This is a genomic window from Erythrobacter crassostreae (assembly GCF_019204045.1).
GTDB classification, from domain to species: Bacteria; Pseudomonadota; Alphaproteobacteria; order Sphingomonadales; family Sphingomonadaceae; genus Erythrobacter; species Erythrobacter crassostreae.
Map to the genome: position 1 here is coordinate 111,062 of NZ_JAGSPC010000001.1, position 22,203 is coordinate 133,264.

Annotated in this window: 21 protein-coding genes; 16 read left to right on the top strand and 5 right to left on the bottom strand. The window is 58.1% G+C overall.

Annotation, left to right across the window (positions count from 1 at the left end; all coding sequences use genetic code 11):
* Positions 1-68 precede the first annotated feature (68 nt).
* From KCG46_RS00570 to KCG46_RS00615, 10 genes are all read left to right on the top strand, one after another.
* Positions 69-1,523: a phytoene desaturase gene (locus tag KCG46_RS00570; RefSeq protein WP_439648831.1), complete on the top strand. Its 1,455-nt coding sequence runs from the start codon at positions 69-71 to the stop codon at positions 1,521-1,523.
* The gene (locus tag KCG46_RS00575; RefSeq protein ID WP_218403437.1) at positions 1,520-1,951 is read left to right on the top strand and encodes a hypothetical protein; all 432 of its coding nucleotides are present in this window, start codon (positions 1,520-1,522) and stop codon (positions 1,949-1,951) included. The genes KCG46_RS00570 and KCG46_RS00575 overlap by 4 nt, the downstream gene beginning before the upstream one ends.
* A gap of 184 nt (positions 1,952-2,135) precedes the next feature.
* Complete coding sequence (locus KCG46_RS00580) at positions 2,136-2,507, top strand: hypothetical protein (protein WP_218403438.1); 372 nt, start codon at positions 2,136-2,138, stop codon at positions 2,505-2,507.
* Entirely contained in the window at positions 2,507-3,088 is a 582-nt protein-coding gene (locus KCG46_RS00585) for an LOG family protein (protein ID WP_218403439.1), read from the top strand. The genes KCG46_RS00580 and KCG46_RS00585 overlap by 1 nt, the downstream gene beginning before the upstream one ends.
* Before the next feature lie 12 nt (positions 3,089-3,100).
* The gene (locus tag KCG46_RS00590; protein ID WP_218403440.1) at positions 3,101-4,066 is read left to right on the top strand and encodes a phytoene/squalene synthase family protein; all 966 of its coding nucleotides are present in this window, start codon (positions 3,101-3,103) and stop codon (positions 4,064-4,066) included.
* A complete protein-coding gene (locus tag KCG46_RS00595; RefSeq protein ID WP_218403441.1) occupies positions 4,056-4,220 on the top strand; it encodes a hypothetical protein in 165 nt (54 codons plus the stop codon). The genes KCG46_RS00590 and KCG46_RS00595 overlap by 11 nt, the downstream gene beginning before the upstream one ends.
* Position 4,221: 1 nt before the next feature.
* Entirely contained in the window at positions 4,222-4,596 is a 375-nt protein-coding gene (locus tag KCG46_RS00600) for a hypothetical protein (protein ID WP_218403442.1), read from the top strand.
* 46 nt (positions 4,597-4,642) lie between these two features.
* Entirely contained in the window at positions 4,643-5,137 is a 495-nt protein-coding gene (locus tag KCG46_RS00605) for a hypothetical protein (RefSeq protein WP_218403443.1), read from the top strand.
* Positions 5,134-7,020 (top strand): acetyl/propionyl/methylcrotonyl-CoA carboxylase subunit alpha, encoded by a 1,887-nt coding sequence (locus tag KCG46_RS00610; protein WP_218403444.1) that lies wholly within the window; start codon positions 5,134-5,136, stop codon positions 7,018-7,020. Before KCG46_RS00605 ends, KCG46_RS00610 begins: the two co-directional genes overlap by 4 nt.
* A 118-nt stretch (positions 7,021-7,138) precedes the next feature.
* The gene (locus tag KCG46_RS00615; protein WP_218403445.1) at positions 7,139-8,689 is read left to right on the top strand and encodes an acyl-CoA carboxylase subunit beta; all 1,551 of its coding nucleotides are present in this window, start codon (positions 7,139-7,141) and stop codon (positions 8,687-8,689) included.
* A 111-nt stretch (positions 8,690-8,800) separates the two neighbouring features.
* Here the strand turns inward: KCG46_RS00615 and KCG46_RS00620 are convergent, their stop codons facing one another.
* Positions 8,801-10,033, bottom strand: coding sequence for a multidrug effflux MFS transporter (locus KCG46_RS00620; RefSeq protein WP_218403446.1), 1,233 nt, complete (start codon positions 10,031-10,033; stop codon positions 8,801-8,803).
* Positions 10,034-10,118: 85 nt separating this feature from the next.
* Here KCG46_RS00620 and dinB point away from each other — a divergent pair, with 85 nt between their 5' ends.
* Positions 10,119-11,237, top strand: coding sequence for a DNA polymerase IV (dinB, locus tag KCG46_RS00625; RefSeq protein WP_218403447.1), 1,119 nt, complete (start codon positions 10,119-10,121; stop codon positions 11,235-11,237).
* Here dinB and KCG46_RS00630 read toward each other — a convergent pair.
* From KCG46_RS00630 to KCG46_RS00645, 4 genes are all read right to left on the bottom strand, one after another.
* On the bottom strand, positions 11,234-11,716 hold the full coding sequence (locus tag KCG46_RS00630; RefSeq protein ID WP_218403448.1) for an NUDIX hydrolase: 483 nt from the start codon (positions 11,714-11,716) through the stop codon (positions 11,234-11,236). The genes dinB and KCG46_RS00630 overlap by 4 nt on opposite strands.
* Complete coding sequence (locus KCG46_RS00635) at positions 11,716-12,354, bottom strand: 6-phosphogluconolactonase (RefSeq protein WP_218403449.1); 639 nt, start codon at positions 12,352-12,354, stop codon at positions 11,716-11,718. The genes KCG46_RS00630 and KCG46_RS00635 overlap by 1 nt, the downstream gene beginning before the upstream one ends.
* A gap of 99 nt (positions 12,355-12,453) precedes the next feature.
* Complete coding sequence (locus KCG46_RS00640) at positions 12,454-12,915, bottom strand: Dps family protein (protein ID WP_218403450.1); 462 nt, start codon at positions 12,913-12,915, stop codon at positions 12,454-12,456.
* 131 nt (positions 12,916-13,046) lie between these two features.
* Positions 13,047-13,610, bottom strand: coding sequence for a TMEM165/GDT1 family protein (locus tag KCG46_RS00645; RefSeq protein ID WP_218403451.1), 564 nt, complete (start codon positions 13,608-13,610; stop codon positions 13,047-13,049).
* 110 nt (positions 13,611-13,720) lie between these two features.
* On the opposite strand from KCG46_RS00645, the gene KCG46_RS00650 reads away from it, so the two are divergent.
* The 5 genes from KCG46_RS00650 to KCG46_RS00670 all read left to right on the top strand — a co-directional run bounded on the left by KCG46_RS00650 (position 13,721) and on the right by KCG46_RS00670 (position 22,199).
* Entirely contained in the window at positions 13,721-14,515 is a 795-nt protein-coding gene (locus tag KCG46_RS00650; protein WP_218403452.1) for an SDR family oxidoreductase, read from the top strand.
* A 132-nt stretch (positions 14,516-14,647) separates the two neighbouring features.
* Positions 14,648-15,553 (top strand): ABC transporter ATP-binding protein, encoded by a 906-nt coding sequence (locus KCG46_RS00655; RefSeq protein ID WP_218403453.1) that lies wholly within the window; start codon positions 14,648-14,650, stop codon positions 15,551-15,553.
* 14 nt (positions 15,554-15,567) lie between these two features.
* Entirely contained in the window at positions 15,568-19,152 is a 3,585-nt protein-coding gene (locus tag KCG46_RS00660; RefSeq protein WP_218403454.1) for an ABC transporter permease/M1 family aminopeptidase, read from the top strand.
* A 103-nt stretch (positions 19,153-19,255) separates the two neighbouring features.
* Positions 19,256-20,593, top strand: coding sequence for an alkaline phosphatase PhoX (locus KCG46_RS00665; protein ID WP_218403455.1), 1,338 nt, complete (start codon positions 19,256-19,258; stop codon positions 20,591-20,593).
* 112 nt (positions 20,594-20,705) lie between these two features.
* Entirely contained in the window at positions 20,706-22,199 is a 1,494-nt protein-coding gene (locus KCG46_RS00670) for a CoA-acylating methylmalonate-semialdehyde dehydrogenase (RefSeq protein ID WP_218403456.1), read from the top strand.
* The last annotated feature ends 4 nt before the right edge of the window (positions 22,200-22,203 follow it).

The following is a 22,203-nucleotide window of genomic DNA, read 5'->3' on the forward strand; positions in this document are numbered from 1 at the left end:
TCAATCCGGCCATCGCCGAAAAGTATGCGGGCAAGACCGCCTGTGTGATCGGTGCCGGTTTTGGCGGCATGGCGCTTGCTGTCCGGTTGCAATCGCACGGCATCAAAACAACCGTGGTTGAATCGCGCGACAAGCCCGGTGGCCGCGCCTATTTCTGGCAAAAGGACGGCTTCACGTTCGATGCAGGTCCAACCGTCATCACCGATCCGCCCTGCCTGAAAGAGCTGTGGGAGCTGACCGGCCACGACATCGCCGAAGATGTCGAGCTGATGAAAGTTCACCCGTTCTACCGTCTAAACTGGCCCGATGGGACCAACTTCGATTATTCCAACGTCGAAGACGAGCTCTATGCGGAAATCGCCAAGCTCAACCCCGATGATGTGATCGGATATCAGCGCTTCCTCGAATATGCCGCAGGCGTGTATGAAGAAGGCTATGTGAAGCTGGGCCATATCCCATTCCTCGATTTCAAGAGCATGCTGAAAGCGGCCCCTGCGCTGGTCAAGAAGCAGGCGTGGCGCAGCGTTTACAGCATGGTTGCCAGCTACATTCAGGATGAACGCCTGCGTGAAGCCTTCAGCTTTCACACGCTGCTGGTCGGCGGCAGCCCGATGAAAACATCCTCCATCTACGCGTTGATCCACAAGCTGGAAAAGGACGGCGGCGTCTGGTGGGCACGCGGCGGCACCAACCGTTTGATCGCGGGCATGGTGCGCCATTTCGAACGCCTCGGCGGGACAATGCGCGTCGGTGACGGCGTGAAGCAGGTTCACACGCTCGGCACGAAAGCCACCGAAGTTGAAACGGAAAGCGGTTGGAAAGAGCGTTTCGATGCGGTCGCCTCCAACGCCGACATCATGCATTCTTACAAAGACTTGCTGAGCGAAAGCGCGCGCGGTCCGAAATATGCGAAATCGCTGGCCCGCAAGAGCTATTCGCCATCGCTGTTCGTGGTTCATTTCGGCCTCGAAGGTACGTGGCCGGGCATTCCGCACCACATGATCCTGTTCGGCCCGCGCTACAAAGGTCTGGTCGATGACATCTACAAAAACGGCGTGCTGCCACAGGATTTCTCGATCTATCTGCACCACCCGACCGTGACCGATCCGAGCATGGCGCCAAAGGGCAAAAGCACGTTCTATGCGCTGGTGCCGGTCGCTCACATGGGCAAAATGCCGATTGATTGGGACGTCGAGGGGCCGAAGCTGGAAAAGGCGATCCTCGACGAAGTGGGCCGCCGCCTGATCCCCGACATTCACGACCGGATCGTGACGAAATTCCACTACGCACCGAAGGATTTCTCGGCCGATCTCAACGCGCATCTGGGCAGCGCATTCAGCCTTGAACCGGTCCTGTGGCAGAGCGCATACTTGCGCGGCCACAATCGCGACGATGTGATCGACAATTTCTACCTCGTCGGCGCAGGCACCCACCCGGGTGCAGGCATCCCCGGCGTCGTCGGCAGCGCCAAGGCAACAGCCGGTATTGTGCTGGAGGATTTGGCGGTTAAGCAAACTGCATGACTTTTACCGCGCTCTTGATGGCCCTGAATGTCGCCGCAGCGGACTTACCGCGTTCCAGATTGGTCGACGAAGGTCATGTGCATCAGTGGTCACAGATCGTAGACGAGGATGACACCTCGATATCTCTCGATCTTGCGCATAGCGGTACCCACCTCGATGAAGGGCGTCCTTATCCGACTGTCCTGATCAGAGGCATCCAGAAGGCAAGACTGCCGGACTTCAGCGACTATCTCTTGGCGATTGATTGCGACGGATCACGGGCGGCGTCTTTGGAAGGCTGGATTGTGACTGAAGGCAATGAAGGCGGCGTGCGCGAAAAGGCGCCGCAGCAGCGGTTTCGATCACTCACCGGCATGCCAGCTGAACTGCGGGACACGATGTTCAGCCACATCTGCGGACCAACATGGAGCTACGAATCTTCAAAATGAAACGCCCCCCGGCCTGTTACGGCTCCGCCACGCCCAATGATCCGCGCTATTTGGAAGTTAGCTGCGCAATAACGGCCTCGGGTGCCGTGCCAGAATATCTCGCGGTCAAAGCGACAGCATGATTGTTACCTCGCTTCTTATGATGCTGAACATACCCGCCGTGGACTTGCCGCGGTCCGACCTGGTGTCAGAAGACCACAGGCACGAATGGTCTGTGATTGATCGTGAGAGAGCGGAAGTTATGCTGCTTGATCGGACAAAAACAGCTGACTATTCCGACGGTGAAAACACTTATAAGACGGTGCTTGTCAGAGGCTACGAACCCGAACGAGACGGCAGCGTATATGTCGTTGATTTTCTGGTTGCGATTGATTGTGAGCGTTCGATGTTGGCCGCTATTGGATCCTGGGAACCGAAATTGCAGAACGAGACCCCAAAAGTTCGCAGCCATGAGATCGGAAAGTTTGTCCGAGCTAACGATAAAGCCGATGAAAAAGTGCTGACCGCCGTTTTCCAACATATTTGCGGCCCAGAATGGAAGTTTGAACCCCGTTGATGAAACGTCTCGCTGTCTATTGCGGCTCGGCCACGCCCGATGATCCGCGTTATATCGAACTCGCCCGCGAAGTTGGCGCCGGCCTTGCGACACGCGGCATTGGCGTCGTCTATGGTGGCGGCAGGCTGGGCCTGATGGGCGCTGTTGCAAACGGTGCTAGGCAAGCGGGCGGCGAAGTAATCGGTGTGATCCCAGAAGCACTCGTCAATTCAGAGATCGCCAATCACAATTGTGACGAACTGATCACAGTCACCGGCATGCATGAACGCAAACAGCGTTTCACCGATCTCTCCGATGGCTTTGTCACCATCCCCGGCGGCGTGGGTACGATGGATGAATTGTGGGAGGCGATGAGCTGGGCGCAGCTTGGCTATCATTCCGATCCGGTCGGCTTGCTCAACGCGTTCGGCTTTTACGATGATTTGATCGCGTTCAACGCGAAGATGGCCGATGTGGGCTTTGTCCGCCCTGCGCATCAGAACATCCTGATTTCATCTGAGACGCTGCCCGATTTGTTGGACAAGATGGCAGCCTATGTGCCGCACACACCGATTTTCAAAATGAAGGCCGACGACCTTTAGGGCGCGCTTGATATGAAAGTCGACGCCGCCCGCCGCACCGCTTTGGTTGAACACGCTCGCCGGACAATCAAGGTCGGCTCGCAAAGCTTCTCCGCCGCATCGCGTCTGTTCGATCCCGAAACGCGAGAGCGCGCTTGGCTGCTTTATGCATGGTGCCGCCAGTGTGATGACATCGCCGACAACCAAGTGATGGGCGGCGAATTGGGCGACCAATCAGACCTCGACAGCCGCCTAAACCTGATCCGCAAACTCACCGCTATGGCCTTCGCAGGCGAGCCCACTGGCGATCCCGCTTTCGATGCGCTGGGCGTGGTGGCAGAGGAATGCGGACTCACCCCCGCCATGGCCGAAGATGTCATCGCAGGCTTTGCGCTGGATGCCGAGGACTGGCGCCCGCGCGAAGAGGTCGACATGCTTCGCTACTGCTTCCACGTTGCCGGGGCCGTCGGCGTGATGATGGCCGTGGTGATGGGCGTCGATCCCGAAGATCAGGATACGCTCGACCGCGCCAATGATCTGGGCCTCGCCTTCCAGCTGTCCAATATTGCGCGCGACATTGTGGAGGATGACGCTGTTGGGCGCTGTTATCTCCCGCTGATGTGGCTCGTCGAAGAAGACATCGAACCGGGTCAACACACCAAGCCGCATCACCGGCAGGAGCTGGCTGATATGGCATCGAAACTGGTCGATTTGGTCGAAAAGCACGAAGCCGCCGCCCGTGTCGGCGCTGCTCGCTTGCCCTTCCGCAGCCGCTGGGCCGTCCTGTCCGCCGCGCGCATTTACGGTGCAATTGGCCGCAAGGTTCGCAAACGCGGAACCGAAGCGTGGAACAGCCGCACCTATGTGCCGCGCTGGGAAAAGGCGCTTTACGGCGCGCGTGCGTTCCTTTCGGCTGCGATCAACCGCGAGAAGCACCCGGACGGCCCGATCACATGGGGGATCAAGGATTTCCGGCCCAAATCAATCGATGCTGCCTGAGGCGGATCGTCCAAGTGGATTGCGCCTATTTGCAGGCACCACCGCGCTCGCCATTGTAATCCACCTGCTGCACGAGGCCGCCCATATGCTGGCGGCGATGGCTTACGGTGTATCAGGCGTGATGAGCAGCAAACACGGTCCGCTATACCTCTGAAATGAGCGACGCGGCTGTTATCGGCGCAACCGCCGCAGGGCCTGCGTTGATGGTGCTGTTTGCCATCGCTGCCGCGCTCAGCCGCTGGCGCTGGGCACCCTCGGTCATATTCATCGTCTTCGCCCAAAGGGCCATGGCTGCCCTAATCAGCGCGATATCCGCTCCAAATGACGAGGCCCGGCTCAGCATCATGCTCGGCTTTGGACCGTGGGCGCTTTTCGCTTTCACTGTCGGCCTTACCGGCTACCTCTTCATTCGACGCTATCGCCGTGATGCGCTGGGATGGAAGTGGATTGCAATCAGCTATGCCGCGTTCAGCCTTGCGATCACTCTGGTGGTGTTTGGTGACGGCCGCCTGTTTCAACTCCGCTTCTAATCACACCGCTTGAAGACGCGTGCGCGCTGGCGTAGCGATTGCAGGCATGATCAGATCAATTCTTGCCGCAGCGCTGGCGGTCACCGCGACGGCGGCCTCTGCACAGCTCACGATGACCCCTACCGACTCTGGCAAAGTGATGCTTGCGGCGGCGGATTTCATCGATGCCATTGGCAGCGATGATAAATCCGCCCTCGCCCAGCATATGATCCCCGAAGGAACGATCTTCGTTCACAATCGCATGGATCCTGACAATCCGCGCGTTGATATCGTCTCCGTTGCCGATCATCTTGAACGGTGGAGCAAGGGCAAACGCAAAACATCCGAGCGGATGGATTTTCGCCGGATCAGCGTTGATGGCGACATGGCGCAGGTGTGGGGACCCTACAGCTTTGAAGTCGACGGCAAGCTGACCCATTGCGGCGTCAATTCGCTCAGCATGGTAAAAACCGAAAGCGGGTGGAAAGTCGCCAACACCAGTTTCACGATGGTGCCGCCATCCGATTGCTACAAATACGGCATGCATTGGATCGAAGAATGATCAAGAAACTCCTCATTGCCAATCGCGGCGAGATTGCCTGCCGCATTATCCGCACCGCGCGCGAAATGGGTGTGGCGACCGTCGCGGTCTATTCCGACGCCGATGCCAAAGCGCTGCATGTGCGCCAAGCAGACGAGGCCGTGCATATTGGCCCCTCGCCAGCGGCGGAAAGCTATCTGGTCGGTGAGAAGATCATCGCGGCGGCGAAGGAAACGGGCGCTGAGGCGATTCACCCGGGTTACGGCTTTTTGTCAGAAAACGCCGACTTCGCCCGCGCAGTGATCGCGGCGGGCCTGATCTGGGTTGGGCCGAAGCCTGAAAGCATCGAGGCGATGGGCCTAAAGGATGCCGCGAAAGAGCGCATGATCGCCGCCGGAGTGCCCGTAACTCCGGGCTATCTTGGCGAAGACCAGTCGGTAGAGCGGCTCGCCAAAGAAGCAGACGCCATCGGCTACCCCGTCCTGATCAAAGCCGTCGCAGGCGGCGGCGGTAAGGGTATGCGCAAAGTTGACGCGCCCGATAATTTTGAAGCCGATCTGGAAAGCTGCCGCCGCGAGGCCAAGGCGAGCTTTTCCAATGACGAAGTGTTGCTGGAAAAGTGGATCACCTCGCCCCGCCATATCGAAGTGCAAGTGTTCGGCGACAGCCACGGCAATGTCGTCCACCTGTTCGAGCGTGATTGTTCACTTCAACGCCGCCACCAAAAGGTGATCGAGGAAGCCCCCGCCCCCGGTATGGACGAGGCCACCCGCGAAGAGATCTGCGCCGCCGCCGTGCGCGCAGCGAAAGCGGTCGATTACGAGGGCGCGGGCACGATTGAGTTTATCGCAGATGCCAGCGAAGGCCTGCGCGCCGACCGCATTTTCTTTATGGAAATGAACACCCGGCTTCAGGTCGAACACCCTGTGACCGAAGAGATCACAGGTGTGGATTTGGTCGAATGGCAATTGCGGGTCGCGAGCGGTGAGCCGATCCCGCTGAAGCAGGAAGAATTGAGCATCAATGGCTGGGCGATTGAAGCGCGGCTTTATGCGGAGGATGTCGCCGCTGGTTTCCTCCCTTCGACCGGAACACTCGATCGATGCCATCTACCTGACGAAGGCGAAAGTTTACGGGTGGAGACTGGTATCGAACGTGGTTCCGCTGTTTCGCCTTTCTACGACCCGATGATCGCAAAGGTCGTGTCGCATGGCTCAACCCGTGACGAAGCGATTTTCCGGCTTGGCACAGCGCTTGAAAGCGTCGCGGTCTGGCCAGTCAAGTCGAACGCAGGTTTCTTGTTCGATCTAGTGACTCATCCGGCCTTTGCGGCTGCAGATCTGACGACAGCATTCATTGCCGATCATGAAAATGACCTGAGCCCAATGGTTCAACCGAAGGTGGAAATGCTGAATCGGGCAGCGATGGAATTGTTGGAGCAGTACGAAGATGAAGACATTCGCGCGCTTTCCGGATTCCGTCTCAATGCCCCAGCGAACCGAACGGTGCGCATGCGTTCTGGCAAGGAAGTATACGCAGCCGAGCCCAGCAAAGACCGGTTGGATCACACATTCTCATCACTCGCCGCTCCTGACATCGCGCTGGTCAGCTATCGTGCCGACACTTTTGCAATTGCACTCGATCATGAACGAGGCACTGGCGCTGCCTCCGCTGCAGACGGCGCAATTCTCTCACCCATGCCGGGCAAGGTGATCGCGGTCGATGTGACCGATGGCCAAACGGTCAAAGCAGGCGACCGCCTTATGGTGCTTGAAGCGATGAAGATGGAGCACGCGCTCACCGCGCCGTTTGATGGGACTGTTACGGAACTTGCGGCGAGCGAAGGCGGACAGGTTCAAGTTGAGGCGGTGCTTTGTGTGGTGGAGCCTAGTTCCGAAGACTAACATTCCAACCCGTTCGTGCTGAGCCTGTCGAAGCGCGAATTGGCGATGCGGTGCAGCTTCGCCGTAGGGCATTCGCCCACCTACGGTTCCGACGGGTTCAGGGTGAACGGGGTTTGTTATGACATGGAAAGCTGAACTCGAAGAACTCCGCGCGCGCGAGGCGCTCGCCGAACAGATGGGCGGCGAAGACAAGGTCGCTCGCCAGCACAGTCGCGGGAAGATGGATGCCCGCGCTCGCCTTGCGGCACTCTGCGATGAAGGCTCCTTTCGCGAAATCGGCAAGATCGCTGGCAAGGGCCACTACGACGAAAACGGCGATCTAACCGGCGTCACCCCTGCCCCGTTCTTATTCGGTAAAGCCACCGTCAATGGCCGGCCTATTGTGGCCACCGCAGACGATTTCACCATTCGCGGCGGCGCGGCGGATGCGGGCATCAAGCGCAAGATGGTGCAGGCCGAACAGATGGCGCACGAGCTTAAGCTGCCCATCGTCAAAATGATCGACGGCACGGGCGGCGGCGGCAGCGTCAAAACGCTCGAACAGATCGGCGCGACTTATATTCCGGCGGTTCCCGGCTGGGGCGACACGGTCAAAAACCTTGATACTGTGCCCGTTGTGGCGCTGGCCCTTGGCCCGACCGCTGGCCTTGGCGCGGCGCGGATTGTCGCCAGCCATTACTCGATCATGGTTCGCGGGCTGTCGCAGTTGTTCGCCGCTGGCCCCGCTGTCGTGGATGGCCTCGGAGCAAGCTACAAAAGTGCAGAAGATCACCAGCAAGCCAAGGAAGAGCTTGGCGGGGTCGATATTCACACCCGCAACGGAGTGGTCGATGATGAGGTGGCGAGCGAGGCCGAAGCCTTTGCCAGAGCGCGCCACTTCCTGAGCTTTATGCCGGAACATGTCGGGCAACTCGCCCGCCGCGCAGCGCCCACCGATCCGGTCGACCGGCGTGAAGAAGCTCTGCTCAGCCTAGTCCCACGCGACGACAAGCAGGTCTATTCCATGCGCCGCGCGATGGACATGATCCTCGATCACGGCACCGTGTTTGAGATTGGCAAGAATTGGGGCCGCGCGGCGATCACAGCGCTGGCCCGGCTTGATGGCTATCCCGTCGCCGTTATCGCCAGCGATCCCAGCTTTCTGGGCGGGTCATGGGAAGCCAAGACTAGCGAAAAAGTCGAACGCTTCGTCAAGCTGGCTGACCAGTTTCGCCTCCCCATCGTCCACCTCGTCGACAATCCCGGCTTTATGATCGGGCGCGAGGCAGAGATGGCAGGCACGATCCGGTACGGCGTGCAGGCGATGAACGCGATCTACAAAGCCTCCGTGCCCCTCGCCAGCATCGTGATGCGCCGCGCATACGGTATCGCGGGCAGCGCCATGAGCAACGCCGATCTGTATCAATACCGTTTCTGCTGGCCGAGCGGCGATTGGGGCAGCCTGCCCATCGCGGGCGGATTGGAAGTCGCCTACAAATCCGAAATTGCAGCAAGCGATGATCCGGCAGCCGAGCTTGAGGCGATCAAGGAACGGCTAAACAAAGTCACCTCCCCATTTCGCAGCGCAGAACTGTTCAACGTCGAGGACATCATCGACCCGCGCGACACACGGTCACTGCTGTGCGAATTCGCAGGACTGGCATGGCGGAACCTTGAGGCGGAGCGCTAAAAACGGCCCATAGGGCCGCAAGGGCGTCTATGCTTTTTGGCGCCCGTCCGCAGCGACGCGACCGCTAGGTCTTATGAGCGAGGCAATCGCACGCCCGATGGCGTGCGTAAATCAAGAGGCGTTAGGCCGCGTGAACAGCTTCCCGCGCTCGCTGAACAGCACGATGACCAGCGTCAGCAGTGAACAGATCAGCATCGACATGGCGAGAGGGACAGTCGTACCGTCATAGGCCGCACCAATCGTCACGCCCAAAACCGCGCCCAATGTCATGCGCAATGCCGCGTGAACGGAGCTCGCCGCGCCTGCGATATGGAAAAACGGCTGCATCGCGATCGAGCTGAAATTCGCCCCGACAAAACCCAACATCGCCATGTTGAAGCTCATCAACGGGACAAACTGCCAGATCGTCTGATCAGGCTGGTTCGCTGACCATAGCTGGAGCAGTGAGGCGCCGATAAACAGGAACAGCGCGGTGTGGCTTACGCGCCGCGCTCCGAACCGTTCTACGATCCGCGAATTGAGGAAGTTTGCGGCCACCATGCCCAGCACTGCCCCGCCAAATATCACCGCGAAATAATTGCCCATGCCAAACGCTTCGCCAATCAGTTGCTGCGAAGAATTGAGGAAGCCGAACAGCGATCCGAACACCAGCCCGCTGCCGATGACATAGCCGATTGCCTGACGGTTAAAGAGCGCCTGCCCCATATTCGCTGTGACGGTTGACAGGTCGATTTTCTGGCGGGTTTCCTCGGTCAAAGTTTCAGGTAGGCGCAGCCACACCCACGCAGCGACCAGTGTGCCGACAAAAGCCATCGCGTAGAAAATCGCCTGCCAACCGGCAAAGATCAGGATGACCTGACCAATCGCGGGGGCGATAATCGGGACGATCAGAAAGATCATCATGATCAGGCTCATCAGCCGCGCCATGCGGTCGCCGCCCACCTGATCTCGCACGATTGCTGCGGGTACCACGCTTAATCCCGCGCAGGAAAAACCCTGCACCAATCGCATCGCAATCAGCATGTCGAAACTCGTCGCCAATGCGCAGGCAACCGACAGGCTGATATAGGCGACGAGGCAAACGGCAAGCACCGGTCTGCGGCCAAAACGGTCTGCAAACATACCCGGGAACAAGGCGCCGATACCTGACCCGATGAAGTACGCGCCGATCACCTGCTGGCGATCATTGCCCTCTGCGCCAAAGTCATTTGCCATCTCGCCAAGCGCGGGAAGCATCGCGTCAATACCGAATGCCTGAAGGCTCATCAAAAGCGCCATCAGCACGATCATTTCACGCTCGCCCAAAGATTTGCGGATGGCAGGCGAGGCGGCGGTTGCGGTCATTGCGCGCAGCCTTGGGCGTTTGGACACAATAAGGGAAGCGCGATTTTCGTGACGCGGGCACGATCATGCGGCTATTGTCAGCGATATGCCCGACCACTCGACCGACAAAGATGATGAAGCCGCGATGGGCCTTCGCAAGATCATCCATGTCGATATGGACGCATTCTTTGCCAGCGTGGAGCAGCGCGACAATCCTGAACTGCGCGGAAAGCCGGTGGCGGTGGGCGGATCGGGCGGACGCGGCGTGGTGGCCGCGGCGAGTTACGAAGCGCGCAAATTCGGCGTCAAAAGCGCGATGCCATCCGTCACGGCGAAGCGGCTGTGCCCCGATCTCATTTTCGTGCGGCACCGGTTTGATGCGTACAAAGAAGCGAGCCGGCAAATCCGCGCTGTGTTCGAACATCACACACCGCATGTCGAACCGCTCAGTCTGGACGAGGCCTATCTGGACGTGACCGAGGACTTGCTGGGCATTGGCAGCGCCACTCGCATCGCCGATCTGATCAGGCAGGAAATCCGAGCCAAAACGCGCCTAACGGCGAGCGCGGGCGTGTCCTACAACAAGTTCCTCGCAAAACTGGCGAGCGACCAGAACAAACCCGATGGCGTGTGCGTGATAAGGCCGGGTCAGGGCGCAGATTTTGTCGCGGGCCTGCCGATACGGCGATTCCACGGGGTCGGCCCAAAGGCCGAGGAGAAAAGGAAGCGGTTGGGTATTCACACGGGCGCCGGTCTGGCGGCTAAAGATATCGAGTTTCTGCGCACCAATTTCGGTTCGTTCGCTGACTATCTGTACCGCGCGTCACGCGGCATCGACCTGCGCCCGGTAAGCGCGCACCGCGTTCGTAAATCGGTCGGCGGAGAGCGCACGTTTAGCGATGATATCTCCAGCGGCGCGGCTTTGCGCGAGACGCTGGAGAACATCATCGATATCGTCTGGGAGCGGATCGAAAATGCGAAGGCGCGCGGGCGCACGATCACGCTCAAAATGAAATACACCGATTTCCAGAACATGACCCGTTCAAAATCGGTCCCGCACTGGATCGAAAGCAAGGAAGAGGTAGCAAAACTAGGCCGCGAATTGCTCGAAGAGGCATTGCCGCTGCCAATGCCGATCCGGCTGATGGGGCTGACGCTGTCCAACCTAGACCACGGCGATGCCAAACCGCCGGAAAAAGACAATGCCCAGCTTTCGCTGCTCTAGCCGCCGTCACCGGTGCCGCGTTTCTTCCAGACGGAAAGCCTGCGGCGGGTAACCTCGCCAAGCGGTTCTGGCAGAGAATGCGACGGGAAGAAGCGGGCTTCATCCACCTCGCGCCCATCCGGTTTGGGGCGCGCATTGCACATGGCGGAAAACAGGTGCGCAGTGTGCGGCGATCCCGACAGTTCCTCTGCAATAGTTCCGAGTGATTGGACATTGGTCACTTTGACAGAAAGTTCTTCCATCACTTCTCGCCGCGCGCATTCAGCAGGGTCTTCGCCCGGTTTCAGTCCGCCTCCTGGAAGCGCCCAGACCTTTGGCCCGTAAGAATGGCGCAGCAGCAGGACATCGCCGTTCAGATTGGTGACCACCACACTCACCGCCTCAATCGGCGTGCCGCGCCATATCCGCCAGCGGTGGCGCAATTTGTGCGCGGTCGGCATCAAAGCGCGGTGTAACGGAGCAGGGATGAAGTTCGCCATCAGGTAAAGCAGGTGATCCGGGGGGCTTCTGGCTCCCACTCTTTGGCCTGCGTCAAGAGACGCGCAATCGGCAAATCGCTGTTACCCGCCGCAGCCGCATCAAAAACGGCGCGTTTGTCATCGCCGCGGATGACGAAAATGATCGATGGGCAATTGAGCAGCGCCGGAATTGTGAGCGTGATCCGGTCAAACGGAGCCTCTGGCGGCAAGGGATCAGGCGTGATGCGGCGCACCGCGCGGGGATCGTCCGGTTGGGGGTCCGTGTTGGGGAACAGCGAGGCGATATGACCGTCCGCTCCCATGCCCAGCCACACCAATGCAAAGTCCGGCATTTCTGCATCTTCATGCAGGCCGATAACTTGCGCGCCGACGGGTTCGAATATCGCGCGCATCTTTCCAGTGTTGGACGCCTCGTGATCCTCCGGCACGATCCGGTCATCGGTCGGCCAGACAACGATCCGAGTGAAATCTAGTTCGCGCGTCACCAGTTCTTCAAAGATCGGGAAGGGTGTCGAGCCGCCTGGCACCGCGATGGTGAGATCGGCATGACTGGCATCGAGCGCCCATTCCAAATACGCGGCCAGCCGGTCCGCGATTTCTGCCGCGTCCATATCGGGGATAAAGTCTATGTGTTCCATCCACCCGCCATAGCAAAAGGGCCGCTTCCGGCTAACCGGAAACAGCCCTTTTGATGTGGACGCTTTGGCACGCCTTCTGATTTTTTTGTTGCGTTCGGCTTATCCGAGTGTCGAGGTGAGGAACCAGACGCGCTCTTCGGCCATGTCGGTCCAGTCATCCAGCAGACCGTCGGTGGCGTTATCGCCTGCCTGTTCCGCCAGATCCTTCATCGCTTTCAGACGCTCAACCATCTTGGCGTTGTCATCGCGCAGTTCGGCGACCATTTGTTCGGCGCTCAGGGCCGCGCTGTCTTGGTTTTTGACCTGTGTGTGCTCAGCAATCATTCCGACCGAGGTAATGGTATCACCGCCAAGCTTGCGAGCGCGCTCGCCAATCGCGTCGATCTGGTCGCGGATTTCGATCGCATGCTCGTCAAACATCAAATGCAGATCGCGGAAACGCGGACCTTTCACGTGCCAGTGAAAGTTCTTTGTCTTCACATAGAGCGCGAAATGATCGGCCAGCAGACCATTGATTTCGGCGATAAGAGCGGTTTTCGAATTGTTGTTTGGATCAAGCATGCTTGTCCTCCTGATTGGTGTTCATGTCAGGCGACTGGGGGGACAGCCGCTGTGTGTCTGTTCACCTAATCAATGAGTGAGGCGCAGATTGGTTTCGAGAAAATTCAGATCGGATTAATCGTATAAATCGATCAAAGGGTGGCGAAACGAGCATTCAATCCGATGAATAAAGCCGCAACAATCAAACAAACACCGATAGAGATGCGGATATAATGGAGGGGGTACCGATCCAGCTTGGCCTTTCCCAATCCCCAACCAACCGCGATGGCGGCCATCCCGCCCAGCGCGCCGCCAATGATCGTCACAACCGGATAGACCGCCTGCGCAGCAAAGGCGAAGATTACGAAACGTGCCGCATCGCCAAACTGGCGGAAAAGCACAACAACACCAATCGCAATATGACTGCGCGTCGGCTCTTTCATCGGTTTCAACTTGATCCGCCAGAACAGTTCCAATCCGGCGAAAGCGATAGCTATGGCGACCAGCATGTTGGCCGCGCGGGCCGGCAGGATCGCCGCGATTGTCCATCCGGCATAGGCCATCACAGCCGCACTCGCCGCTGCGCATGCAAGCCCAAGAATGAGTAGACCGTTTGTCCGTTCAAGCTCGTCAGAAAATTGCGCAATAATCATCTGATCGCGCCCGCCCAGCGCGATGATGAATGTCAGCAGCAATGTGAACATGAAAGCGTCCATCCGCGCGCCCTAGCATGCCAGACGCACTGCGCCAGCCTGCTCATACTTTGCGATGGCGGCAGCGATAAACCGCGCTAAGACTGGGCTAGAGAGAAATCATAGGAGAGAACATGAAACTCGAAGCAGGTATGGCAGCCGTGGTTACTGGCGGCGCATCAGGGTTGGGCCGAGCAAGCGCAGCGGCGTTGGCCGAACACGGATTGAAAGTCGCGATTTTCGACATCAACGATGAAGCGGGAGAGGAGCATGCCAAGGCGATCGGCGGCACGTTCCACCATGTCGACATTACCGATGAAGCCAGCGTCGAGGCCGGCTTCGCTGCCGCCCGTGCGGCTCACGGTCAGGAGCGCGTGACAGTGCACTGCGCCATGGCATCAAAGCGCGGCAAGACAATCGGATTCGACAAGACCACTGGCGGTTACAAGCGCCTTTCAACCGAGGATTACGAATTCGGCGCGCAAGGAATTCTGATCGCGAGTTACCGTGTCGCAAGCATCTCGGCATTGGGCATGGCAAACTCCGATCCGGTCAATGCGGATGGAGAACGCGGTGCGATTACTCTGACTGCCAGCGTTGCAGCGCAAGACGGGCAGATTGGCCAGACCATCTATGGCAGCTGCAAATCAGGAGTGAACGGAATGGTTCTGCCGATGGCGCGCGATCTGATGGATCTCGGCATCCGCGTGAACTCCGTTATGCCCGGCATCTTTGCGACGCCGCTCATGCTAGGCATGAAAGATCGCAATCCACAAATGTGGGATCAATTGAACGCCAGCGTCCCCTTCCCCAAACGTCTGGGTGAACCGGAAGAGTTTGCCTCGCTGATCTGCGAGATTGCACGAAACTCCTACATCAACGGCCATCAATTCAGGCTGGATGGCGCAATCCGCATGCCCCCGAAGTAAGGTGCCCTGCCCAAACCGTTGATCGATGAAAATCACGCTTCGGCAGAGAGATGCAAACTGGTGCTTTACATTGATAACACACCATTCTAGCTTTCCCTTCAATTGGAAGACCAAAGAGGGATCACCGTTCGCATGCTCGAATTGAACAATGTCAGCCACGTCTATTCCAACGGCGTGCGCGCGCTCGACGATGTCACTCTTTCAATACCCAAAGGGATGTTCGGCCTGCTTGGCCCAAACGGCGCGGGCAAATCCACTTTGATGCGGACAGTTGGCACATTGCAAACGCCTACGTCGGGCTCAATCACGTTTGACGGTCTCGATATTCTTCAGGATCCGGAAACGCTGCGCAAACGGCTTGGTTATCTGCCGCAGGACTTTGGCGTGTACCCGCGCGTTTCGGCCTATGACATGCTTGACCATATGGCGGTTCTGAAAGGGATCGCTGGCAAGGGTGAGCGTAAGGACACGGTCGAGACCCTCCTCAATCAGGTGAACCTATGGGACGTACGCAAGAAAGCAATCGCAGGCTTTTCGGGCGGTATGCGGCAGCGTTTCGGCATTGCCCAGGCTCTGATCGGCAATCCCGATCTGATTATTGTTGATGAACCGACAGCGGGCCTCGACCCGGAAGAACGCAATCGGTTCCTCAACCTGCTCGCCGCGATTGGCGAGAATGTGGTGGTGATCCTCTCCACCCATATTGTCGAGGACGTCGCCGATCTTTGCCCGCGGATGGCGGTTATCGTGCAAGGCTCCATCGAGTTGGAAGGCGCACCGAAAGACCTGATCGAGAAATCGGCTGGTACCATCTGGGGCAAGACAATCGAGAACGGTGAGATCGGCGCCTATCGCCAAATGTATGAAGTAATCTCCACCCGCTTGTTCGCTGGCGAAACGATCGTTCACATCATGTCGGACACCGATCCGGGAGACGGCTTTGCCAGCGTCGATGGCGGGCTTGAGGATGTGTATTTCTCCACCCTATCCGCCACGCGGAAGGCAGACGCCGCTGCAACCGACGCCGAAGCAGCGTAAGCGGGGGAACGGCCATGTTTGGTAAGATCGCCCAGTTTGAACTGCGGTATCAAATGCGCAATCCGGTTTTCTGGGTTGCGGTTGTTATATTCTTCCTGCTGACATTCGGCGCGACAGCGAGCGAAAGCATCCAGATCGGAAGCGGCGGCAACGTTAATGTGAACGCCCCGACGGCGATCCTGCAAACGCAAATGATCCTGTCCCTGTTCTTTATGTTTGTCACAACCGCCTTCGTCGCCAATGTCGTTGTGCGCGATGACGAAAGCGGCTTCGGGCCCATGGTCCGAACAACGCAGGTGTCCAAATTCGCCTATCTGATGGGCAGATTCACCGGTGCGACCTTTGCGGCGCTGGTCGCGTTTCTCGTCATTCCGTTCGCGATTTTTGTTGGCTCTATGATGCCATGGGTCGATCCGGAAACGGTCGGCCCGAACCGCTTCATGGACTATGCGACCAGTTACGTATTGTTCGCCGCACCGACTGTGATCATGTTGTGCGCGATATTCTTTGCGGTCGCGACCATCACCCGCTCGATGATCTATTCCTACGTCGCGGTTGTCGGCTTTCTTGTCCTGTATGTCTCGTTCAACGTCGTAGTCGGCGGAGAACCTGAATACCGCGACACCGCCGCATTGATCGACCCGCTGGGTTTTGGCGCAGTCGCCAACGAAACCCGGTATTGGACCGCGATCGAATCCAACACCCAGCTGCCGACATTCACAGGCACTATCCTTTTCAACCGCCTGCTCGCGTTGGGTCTTGCTGCAATTGCTCTTGTGTTGGCCTATTGGCGTTTCAGCTTCGCCGATAAAGGCGTGTCCGCGCGCAAGGCGAAGAAGCTTGCCAAGAAAGCGGAGAAGCTCGCCAAATCAGAACCGCGTACCGTTTCCGTGCTGCCATCGGCCAGGCCGGAAAGCGCAGCACTGGCCCGCCTTTCCAAAACAACTCGGTTTGAGATCGGACAGGTTGTCCGGCATCCAGCTTTCATCGTCTTGATGATCATGGGACTGTTCAACAGCTCGACTGCGCTGCTGTTCGGTACCGAAGTGTATGGCACACCGCCCGTTCCGGCGACCTTTGCTCTGCTTCCACTGTTGCAAGGCACATTCGGCATCATCCCGCTGATCATCGCGATCTATTATGGCGGCGAATTGGTGTGGCGTGACCGAGATCGGAAATTCCACGAAGTGATCGACAGCACATCGTTGCCCGGATGGGCTTACATGGTGCCAAAGACGATTGCTGTGACGATGGTTCTGCTTTCCACGTTGCTGATTTCGGTCATCGCCGCGATCATCATTCAGGCAGTGCGTGGCTATTTCAATTTCGAGCTCGACAAGTACTTCGCCTGGTACATTCTGCCGACAACGATCGACCTTGTGTTGATCGCAGTTCTGTCTGTCTTTGTTCAAGCGCTAAGCCCGAACAAATATCTCGGTTGGGGACTGATGGTATTGTACATAGTCGGCACAATCACCTTCAACAGCCTCGGCTATGATCACCCGCTGCTTCTTTATGGAACAACAGCGGTAGGACCTGTTTCGGATATGAATGGCGACGCAGTGGCGGGCGCTGTGAGCTGGTGGCTGCGGCTTTATTGGGGCGGCGTTGCCCTGTTACTGGCTGTGCTGGCTCACTTGCTGTGGCGCCGCGGGACAGAGACGCGCTTGATGCCGCGCCTCAAACAATTGCCGCGCCGCATGATGTCTGGTGCAGGCGCGCTTGGCCTTGCGGGTGTGCTTACATCCGTTGGCACTGGCGCGTTCCTCTACAACCAAATGAATGTGCAGAACGAGTATCGCAATCAGGATGATGGCGAGAAACAGCTCGCGGATTACGAGAAGAAATATCTGAAATACGAAACGCTGAAACAGCCTTCGTTGACCGATGTGACGCTGAACATCGATCTCTTCCCCGAAGAAAGACGGATGGAAGCCAGCGGCACCTATCAGATGGTCAACGACACCGGCGCGCCGGTAGAGATGCTGCATGTGCGGCTTTCCGATTTGGAAACCGAATTGCTGACCATCGACATCCCCGGTGCCACGCTGGAGGAGAATGACGAAGCGTTCAAATACCGGATTTACCGTTTTGATACGCCGCTTGGCGTGGATGAAACGGCAACGCTGAGCTTCACGACACGTCGCTGGCACAAAGCCATGACGACGAGTGGTTACGGCACGCGCCTCGTCGAGAACGGTACGTTCTTGAACAACGCCGAATTTGCTCCGCAGATCGGGATGGACCGCAACGGATTGCTGACAGACCGCGCAACGCGCCGCAGCTATGATCTGGAGCCGGAGCTTCGCATCGCCAAACTCGAAGATGAGAGCGCGCGTGAGCGCAATTATGTCGGAGATGCTGATTGGGTAAACTCCGACATCACCATCTCGACCTCAGCCGATCAGGTGCCAATCGCGCCGGGTTCTAAAATCTCGGATGAAACCGTCGGAGATCGCCGCACAGCGCAGTTCAAATCGACCGCTCCAATCCTTGCGTTTTTCTCGATCCAGTCAGCCGATTATCAGATCGCCACGCGCGAGGCAGACGGGGTGGAGTTGCAGGTCTATTACGACGCGCAGCACCCGTACAATGTGGAGCGGATGCTGGATGCGATGGATACCTCGCTTGGCTATTACCGCGCCAATTTCGGGCCGTATCAATTCCCGCATGCGCGGATCATCGAATTCCCCGGCTATGCATCCTTTGCTCAAGCATTTGCTGGAACCATGCCCTATTCGGAAAGCATCGGCTTCCTCGCCAATCTCGCCGATCCGGGTGAGATCGACTACGTAACCTACATCACCGCACACGAGGTCGCCCACCAATATTGGGCGCATCAATTGATCAGCGCGGATATGCAAGGCGGCACCATGCTGGTCGAAACCATGGCGCAATATTCGGCGCTGATGGTGATGAAGGAGCTCTACGGCGAAGACGATATGCGCCGCTTCCTTAAGTTCGAGCTAGACAATTACCTGACTTCTCGTGGCAGCGAAGCCATTGAAGAGCTGCCGTTGGAGCGGGTTGAGAACCAAGGCTACATCCATTACCGCAAAGGATCGGTTGTAATGTATCTGCTTCAGGATCGTTTGGGCGAAGACCGCGTGAATGAAATGCTATCCGGCTTGCTTGATCGTTACCGGTTCAAAAGCCAGCCTTACGCAACCTCAACCGATCTGGTCGAAGGGTTCTACTCACTCGCCCGCAATGACGAAGAGCGCGATCTTGTCCGCGATCTGCTCCAGCGCATCACGGTCTATGATCTGAAAGCGGAAGAGGCGGTAGTGCGCGAATTGGATGATGGACGGTTTGAAACCACGATCACAATCGCGGCGGCGAAATACTATGCCGACGGCGAAGGGAAAGAGACCGAGGCCGATCTGTCAGACCAGATCGAAATCGGCCTGTTCACCGAACGCCCCGGCGGAGATGCTTTTGCAACCGAGAACGTGATCCTGATGGAGCGCCGTCCGGTCAAATCTGGCGAGCAGACCATCACTATCGTGACTGATAGCGAACCGTCATGGGTCGGGGTCGATCCGTACAACAAATATGTCGACCGCAATTCTGACGATAATCTGGTTGCGCCGGGATAGCGCGCCTGCGTCGGCGCGATCCCGAACGGCGACATGCCGTATCATCATGACATAGCCGCCAATCCGCGATAGGCGTGCTATGAACATGAGGATGAACACGCCGATGTCTTTGAACACACCCAGCCGCCGCCAGTTTCTCTCCACCACCGGCAGCGCCTTTGCCGCGCTGCTCGCTAGCGGCTGCATGACCCGCGTCGCACCCGCTCTGACAGGCGCTGGCTCCGCGCTTCCGGGTTATGGCCCGCTTGTGCCCGATCCGGCTGGCATGCTCGATTTGCCGCAGGGCTTTTCCTACCGCCTGCTCTCCAGTCTTGGCGATGCGATGGACGATGGCGGCACTGTGCCTGACAAAGCCGACGGTATGGGCTGCCTCGACATTGGCAATGGCGAGATTGTTCTGGTGCGAAACCATGAACTCATTCCCAGCGACGATGCCGGCGGACCGATCGCCAAGGGGTTCGGCACGCATAATGGCAAGACCGTGTCCGGCGGAACGACCAATATCGTCCTCGATGCGAAAACCCTCGAAGTGAAGCGGCAGTTTCGCACTCTTGGCGGGACGATCCGTAATTGCTCTGGCGGCGTAACACCGTGGGGCAGCTGGCTGACCTGCGAAGAAGCGCCAACCGGCCCGGGACAGCGATACGGCGAAGGCCTCGCTGTCAATCACGGCTGGGTGTTTGAAGTACCCGGCAACGCCACCGGCCTTGTCGAGCCGACACCGCTGCGCGCCATGGGCCGCTTCAATCACGAGGCCGCGTGTGTCGATCCCGAAACAGGTATCGTTTACATGACGGAAGACCGCGATGAAGGTGTCCTCTATCGCTTCATCCCGAACACGCGGACCAAGCTGGCCGATGGTGGTCGCTTACAAGCGATGGTGATTGATGGCCTGAAAGACACCCGCAATTGGGACGCGGCGACGATGCCTGTCAGTAAGACATTCACGACCCGCTGGGTTGATCTGGATGATGTAGAAGCGCCGAAAGATGACCTGCGCACACAAGCAGCGACGAAGGGCGCAGCTCTGATCGCGCGCGGCGAAGGCCTGCATATGGGCGAGGATGAGATGTATTTCTGCTCGACCAGCGGCGGCGCGAACAAGCTCGGCCAGATTTTCAAACTGATCCCCGGACGCGGCTCTGCTCCAGACCGTGTTGAACTGTTCTTTGAAAGCGAAAGCTCCGATCAGTTCAACTATGGTGACAATCTGTGCGTGTCCCCGAACGGCCACCTGATTGTATGCGAAGATCAATACACTGACGTGGTCGACAATCACCTTCGCGGGATCACCCCTGCGGGCGAGGCCTATGATTTTGGAGGCCTGCGCATGCAAACCGAGCTGGCGGGCGGATGTTTTTCACCGGACGGCAAATGGTTCTTCGTCAACGCATACGCTCCGACACGAACCGTCGCGATTACGGGGCCGTGGGCAGCCTAGGCTCAACCGCCGCTCAACGGAGCCCGCGCGGTGACCGTCACCGCAAAGATTGGATTTATGCCGCTGCGGCGCTACGGAGTGTGGCAGAATCGAAAACCCGAGAGGAATAATAATGCGCCAGGTTGATCATTTCATTGTCGGCGACAGCCCAGCCCCGACGCGCAAACACTCGATCTGGAACCCGTCTACCGGCGAAGTTCAGGCAGAGGTAGCTCTCGGTGATGCGGCCCTGCTCGACAAAGCTGTGGCCACCGCCAAAGAAGTGCAGCCCGCATGGGCCTCGACCAATCCGCAAAAACGTGCCCGCGTGATGTTCAAGTTCAAGGAATTGATCGAAGCGAACATGCAAAGCCTCGCCGAACTGCTTTCATCCGAACACGGCAAAGTGGTCGATGATGCGAAGGGCGATGTGCAACGCGGCCTCGAAGTGATCGAATATGCTTGCGGCATTCCGCAGATTCTCAAAGGCGAATACACGCAAGGCGCAGGCCCCGGCATTGATGTCTATTCCACCCGCCAGCCGCTCGGCATTGGAGCGGGTATCACCCCGTTCAATTTCCCCGCGATGATTCCGATGTGGATGTTCGGCATGGCGTGTGCGGCCGGCAACGCCTTCATCCTGAAACCATCCGAGCGCGATCCAAGCGTGCCGATGCGTCTCGCCGAATTGTTCGTCGAAGCGGGAGCACCAGAAGGGCTTTTGCAAGTTCTGCATGGTGACAAGGAAATGGTCGATGCCATCATCGATCACCCCGATATCGCCGCTATCAGCTTCGTCGGATCATCCGATATCGCGCAATATATCTATTCGCGCGGCACAGCGAATGCGAAACGTGTTCAGGCTTTCGGCGGCGCGAAGAACCACGGCATTGTCATGCCCGATGCCGACCTTGATCAGGTTGTGAATGACCTGACCGGCGCGGCATTCGGCTCCGCTGGCGAGCGCTGCATGGCTTTGCCCGTCGTCGTTCCAGTCGGCGAAGACACGGCCAACCGCCTGCGTGAGAAGCTGATCCCGGCGATCAATGCTTTGCGGGTCGGTGTCTCCAACGATCCTGACGCGCATTACGGCCCGGTTGTCACGCCGGAACACAAGGCGCGCGTTGAACAATGGATCACCACTGCCGAGGAAGAAGGCAGCGAGATCGTGATCGATGGCCGCGGTTTTACTTTGCAAGGCCATGAGAACGGCTTCTTCGTCGGCCCGACCCTGATCGACGGCGTGACTGAGACAATGAAAAGCTATCAGGAAGAAATCTTCGGACCTGTGCTTCAGATTGTCCGCGCGAAAGATTTCGAAGACGCCGTGCGCCTGCCAAGCGAGCATCAATACGGAAACGGTGTCGCGATCTTCACCCGCAATGGTCACGCCGCGCGCGAATTTGCGAGCCGTGTTCAGGTCGGCATGGTCGGCGTGAACGTCCCGATCCCTGTGCCGGTCAGCTATCACAGCTTTGGCGGGTGGAAGCGTTCCGGATTTGGCGATATCGATCAATATGGCACAGAAGGTCTCGCATTCTGGACCAAGAATAAGAAGATCACCCAGCGCTGGCCGGACGGTGGCGGCGATGGATCGAATGCCTTTATCATTCCAACCATGGGGTAACGGA

Bases quoted from the DNA above. Each gene is read 5' to 3' on its own strand.
- KCG46_RS00570 (WP_439648831.1), top strand. From the start codon at position 69: ATGGCGCTTGCTGTCCGGTTGCAATCGCACGGCATCAAAACAACCGTG.
- KCG46_RS00575 (WP_218403437.1), top strand. From the start codon at position 1,520: ATGACTTTTACCGCGCTCTTGATGGCCCTGAATGTCGCCGCAGCGGAC.
- KCG46_RS00585 (WP_218403439.1), top strand. From the start codon at position 2,507: ATGAAACGTCTCGCTGTCTATTGCGGCTCGGCCACGCCCGATGATCCG.
- KCG46_RS00590 (WP_218403440.1), top strand. From the start codon at position 3,101: ATGAAAGTCGACGCCGCCCGCCGCACCGCTTTGGTTGAACACGCTCGC.
- KCG46_RS00595 (WP_218403441.1), top strand. From the start codon at position 4,056: ATGCTGCCTGAGGCGGATCGTCCAAGTGGATTGCGCCTATTTGCAGGC.
- KCG46_RS00600 (WP_218403442.1), top strand. From the start codon at position 4,222: ATGAGCGACGCGGCTGTTATCGGCGCAACCGCCGCAGGGCCTGCGTTG.
- KCG46_RS00605 (WP_218403443.1), top strand. From the start codon at position 4,643: ATGATCAGATCAATTCTTGCCGCAGCGCTGGCGGTCACCGCGACGGCG.
- KCG46_RS00610 (WP_218403444.1), top strand. From the start codon at position 5,134: ATGATCAAGAAACTCCTCATTGCCAATCGCGGCGAGATTGCCTGCCGC.
- KCG46_RS00615 (WP_218403445.1), top strand. From the start codon at position 7,139: ATGACATGGAAAGCTGAACTCGAAGAACTCCGCGCGCGCGAGGCGCTC.
- KCG46_RS00620 (WP_218403446.1), bottom strand. From the start codon at position 10,033: ATGACCGCAACCGCCGCCTCGCCTGCCATCCGCAAATCTTTGGGCGAG.
- dinB (WP_218403447.1), top strand. From the start codon at position 10,119: ATGCCCGACCACTCGACCGACAAAGATGATGAAGCCGCGATGGGCCTT.
- KCG46_RS00630 (WP_218403448.1), bottom strand. From the start codon at position 11,716: ATGGCGAACTTCATCCCTGCTCCGTTACACCGCGCTTTGATGCCGACC.
- KCG46_RS00635 (WP_218403449.1), bottom strand. From the start codon at position 12,354: ATGGAACACATAGACTTTATCCCCGATATGGACGCGGCAGAAATCGCG.
- KCG46_RS00640 (WP_218403450.1), bottom strand. From the start codon at position 12,915: ATGCTTGATCCAAACAACAATTCGAAAACCGCTCTTATCGCCGAAATC.
- KCG46_RS00645 (WP_218403451.1), bottom strand. From the start codon at position 13,610: ATGGACGCTTTCATGTTCACATTGCTGCTGACATTCATCATCGCGCTG.
- KCG46_RS00650 (WP_218403452.1), top strand. From the start codon at position 13,721: ATGAAACTCGAAGCAGGTATGGCAGCCGTGGTTACTGGCGGCGCATCA.
- KCG46_RS00655 (WP_218403453.1), top strand. From the start codon at position 14,648: ATGCTCGAATTGAACAATGTCAGCCACGTCTATTCCAACGGCGTGCGC.
- KCG46_RS00660 (WP_218403454.1), top strand. From the start codon at position 15,568: ATGTTTGGTAAGATCGCCCAGTTTGAACTGCGGTATCAAATGCGCAAT.
- KCG46_RS00665 (WP_218403455.1), top strand. From the start codon at position 19,256: ATGTCTTTGAACACACCCAGCCGCCGCCAGTTTCTCTCCACCACCGGC.
- KCG46_RS00670 (WP_218403456.1), top strand. From the start codon at position 20,706: ATGCGCCAGGTTGATCATTTCATTGTCGGCGACAGCCCAGCCCCGACG.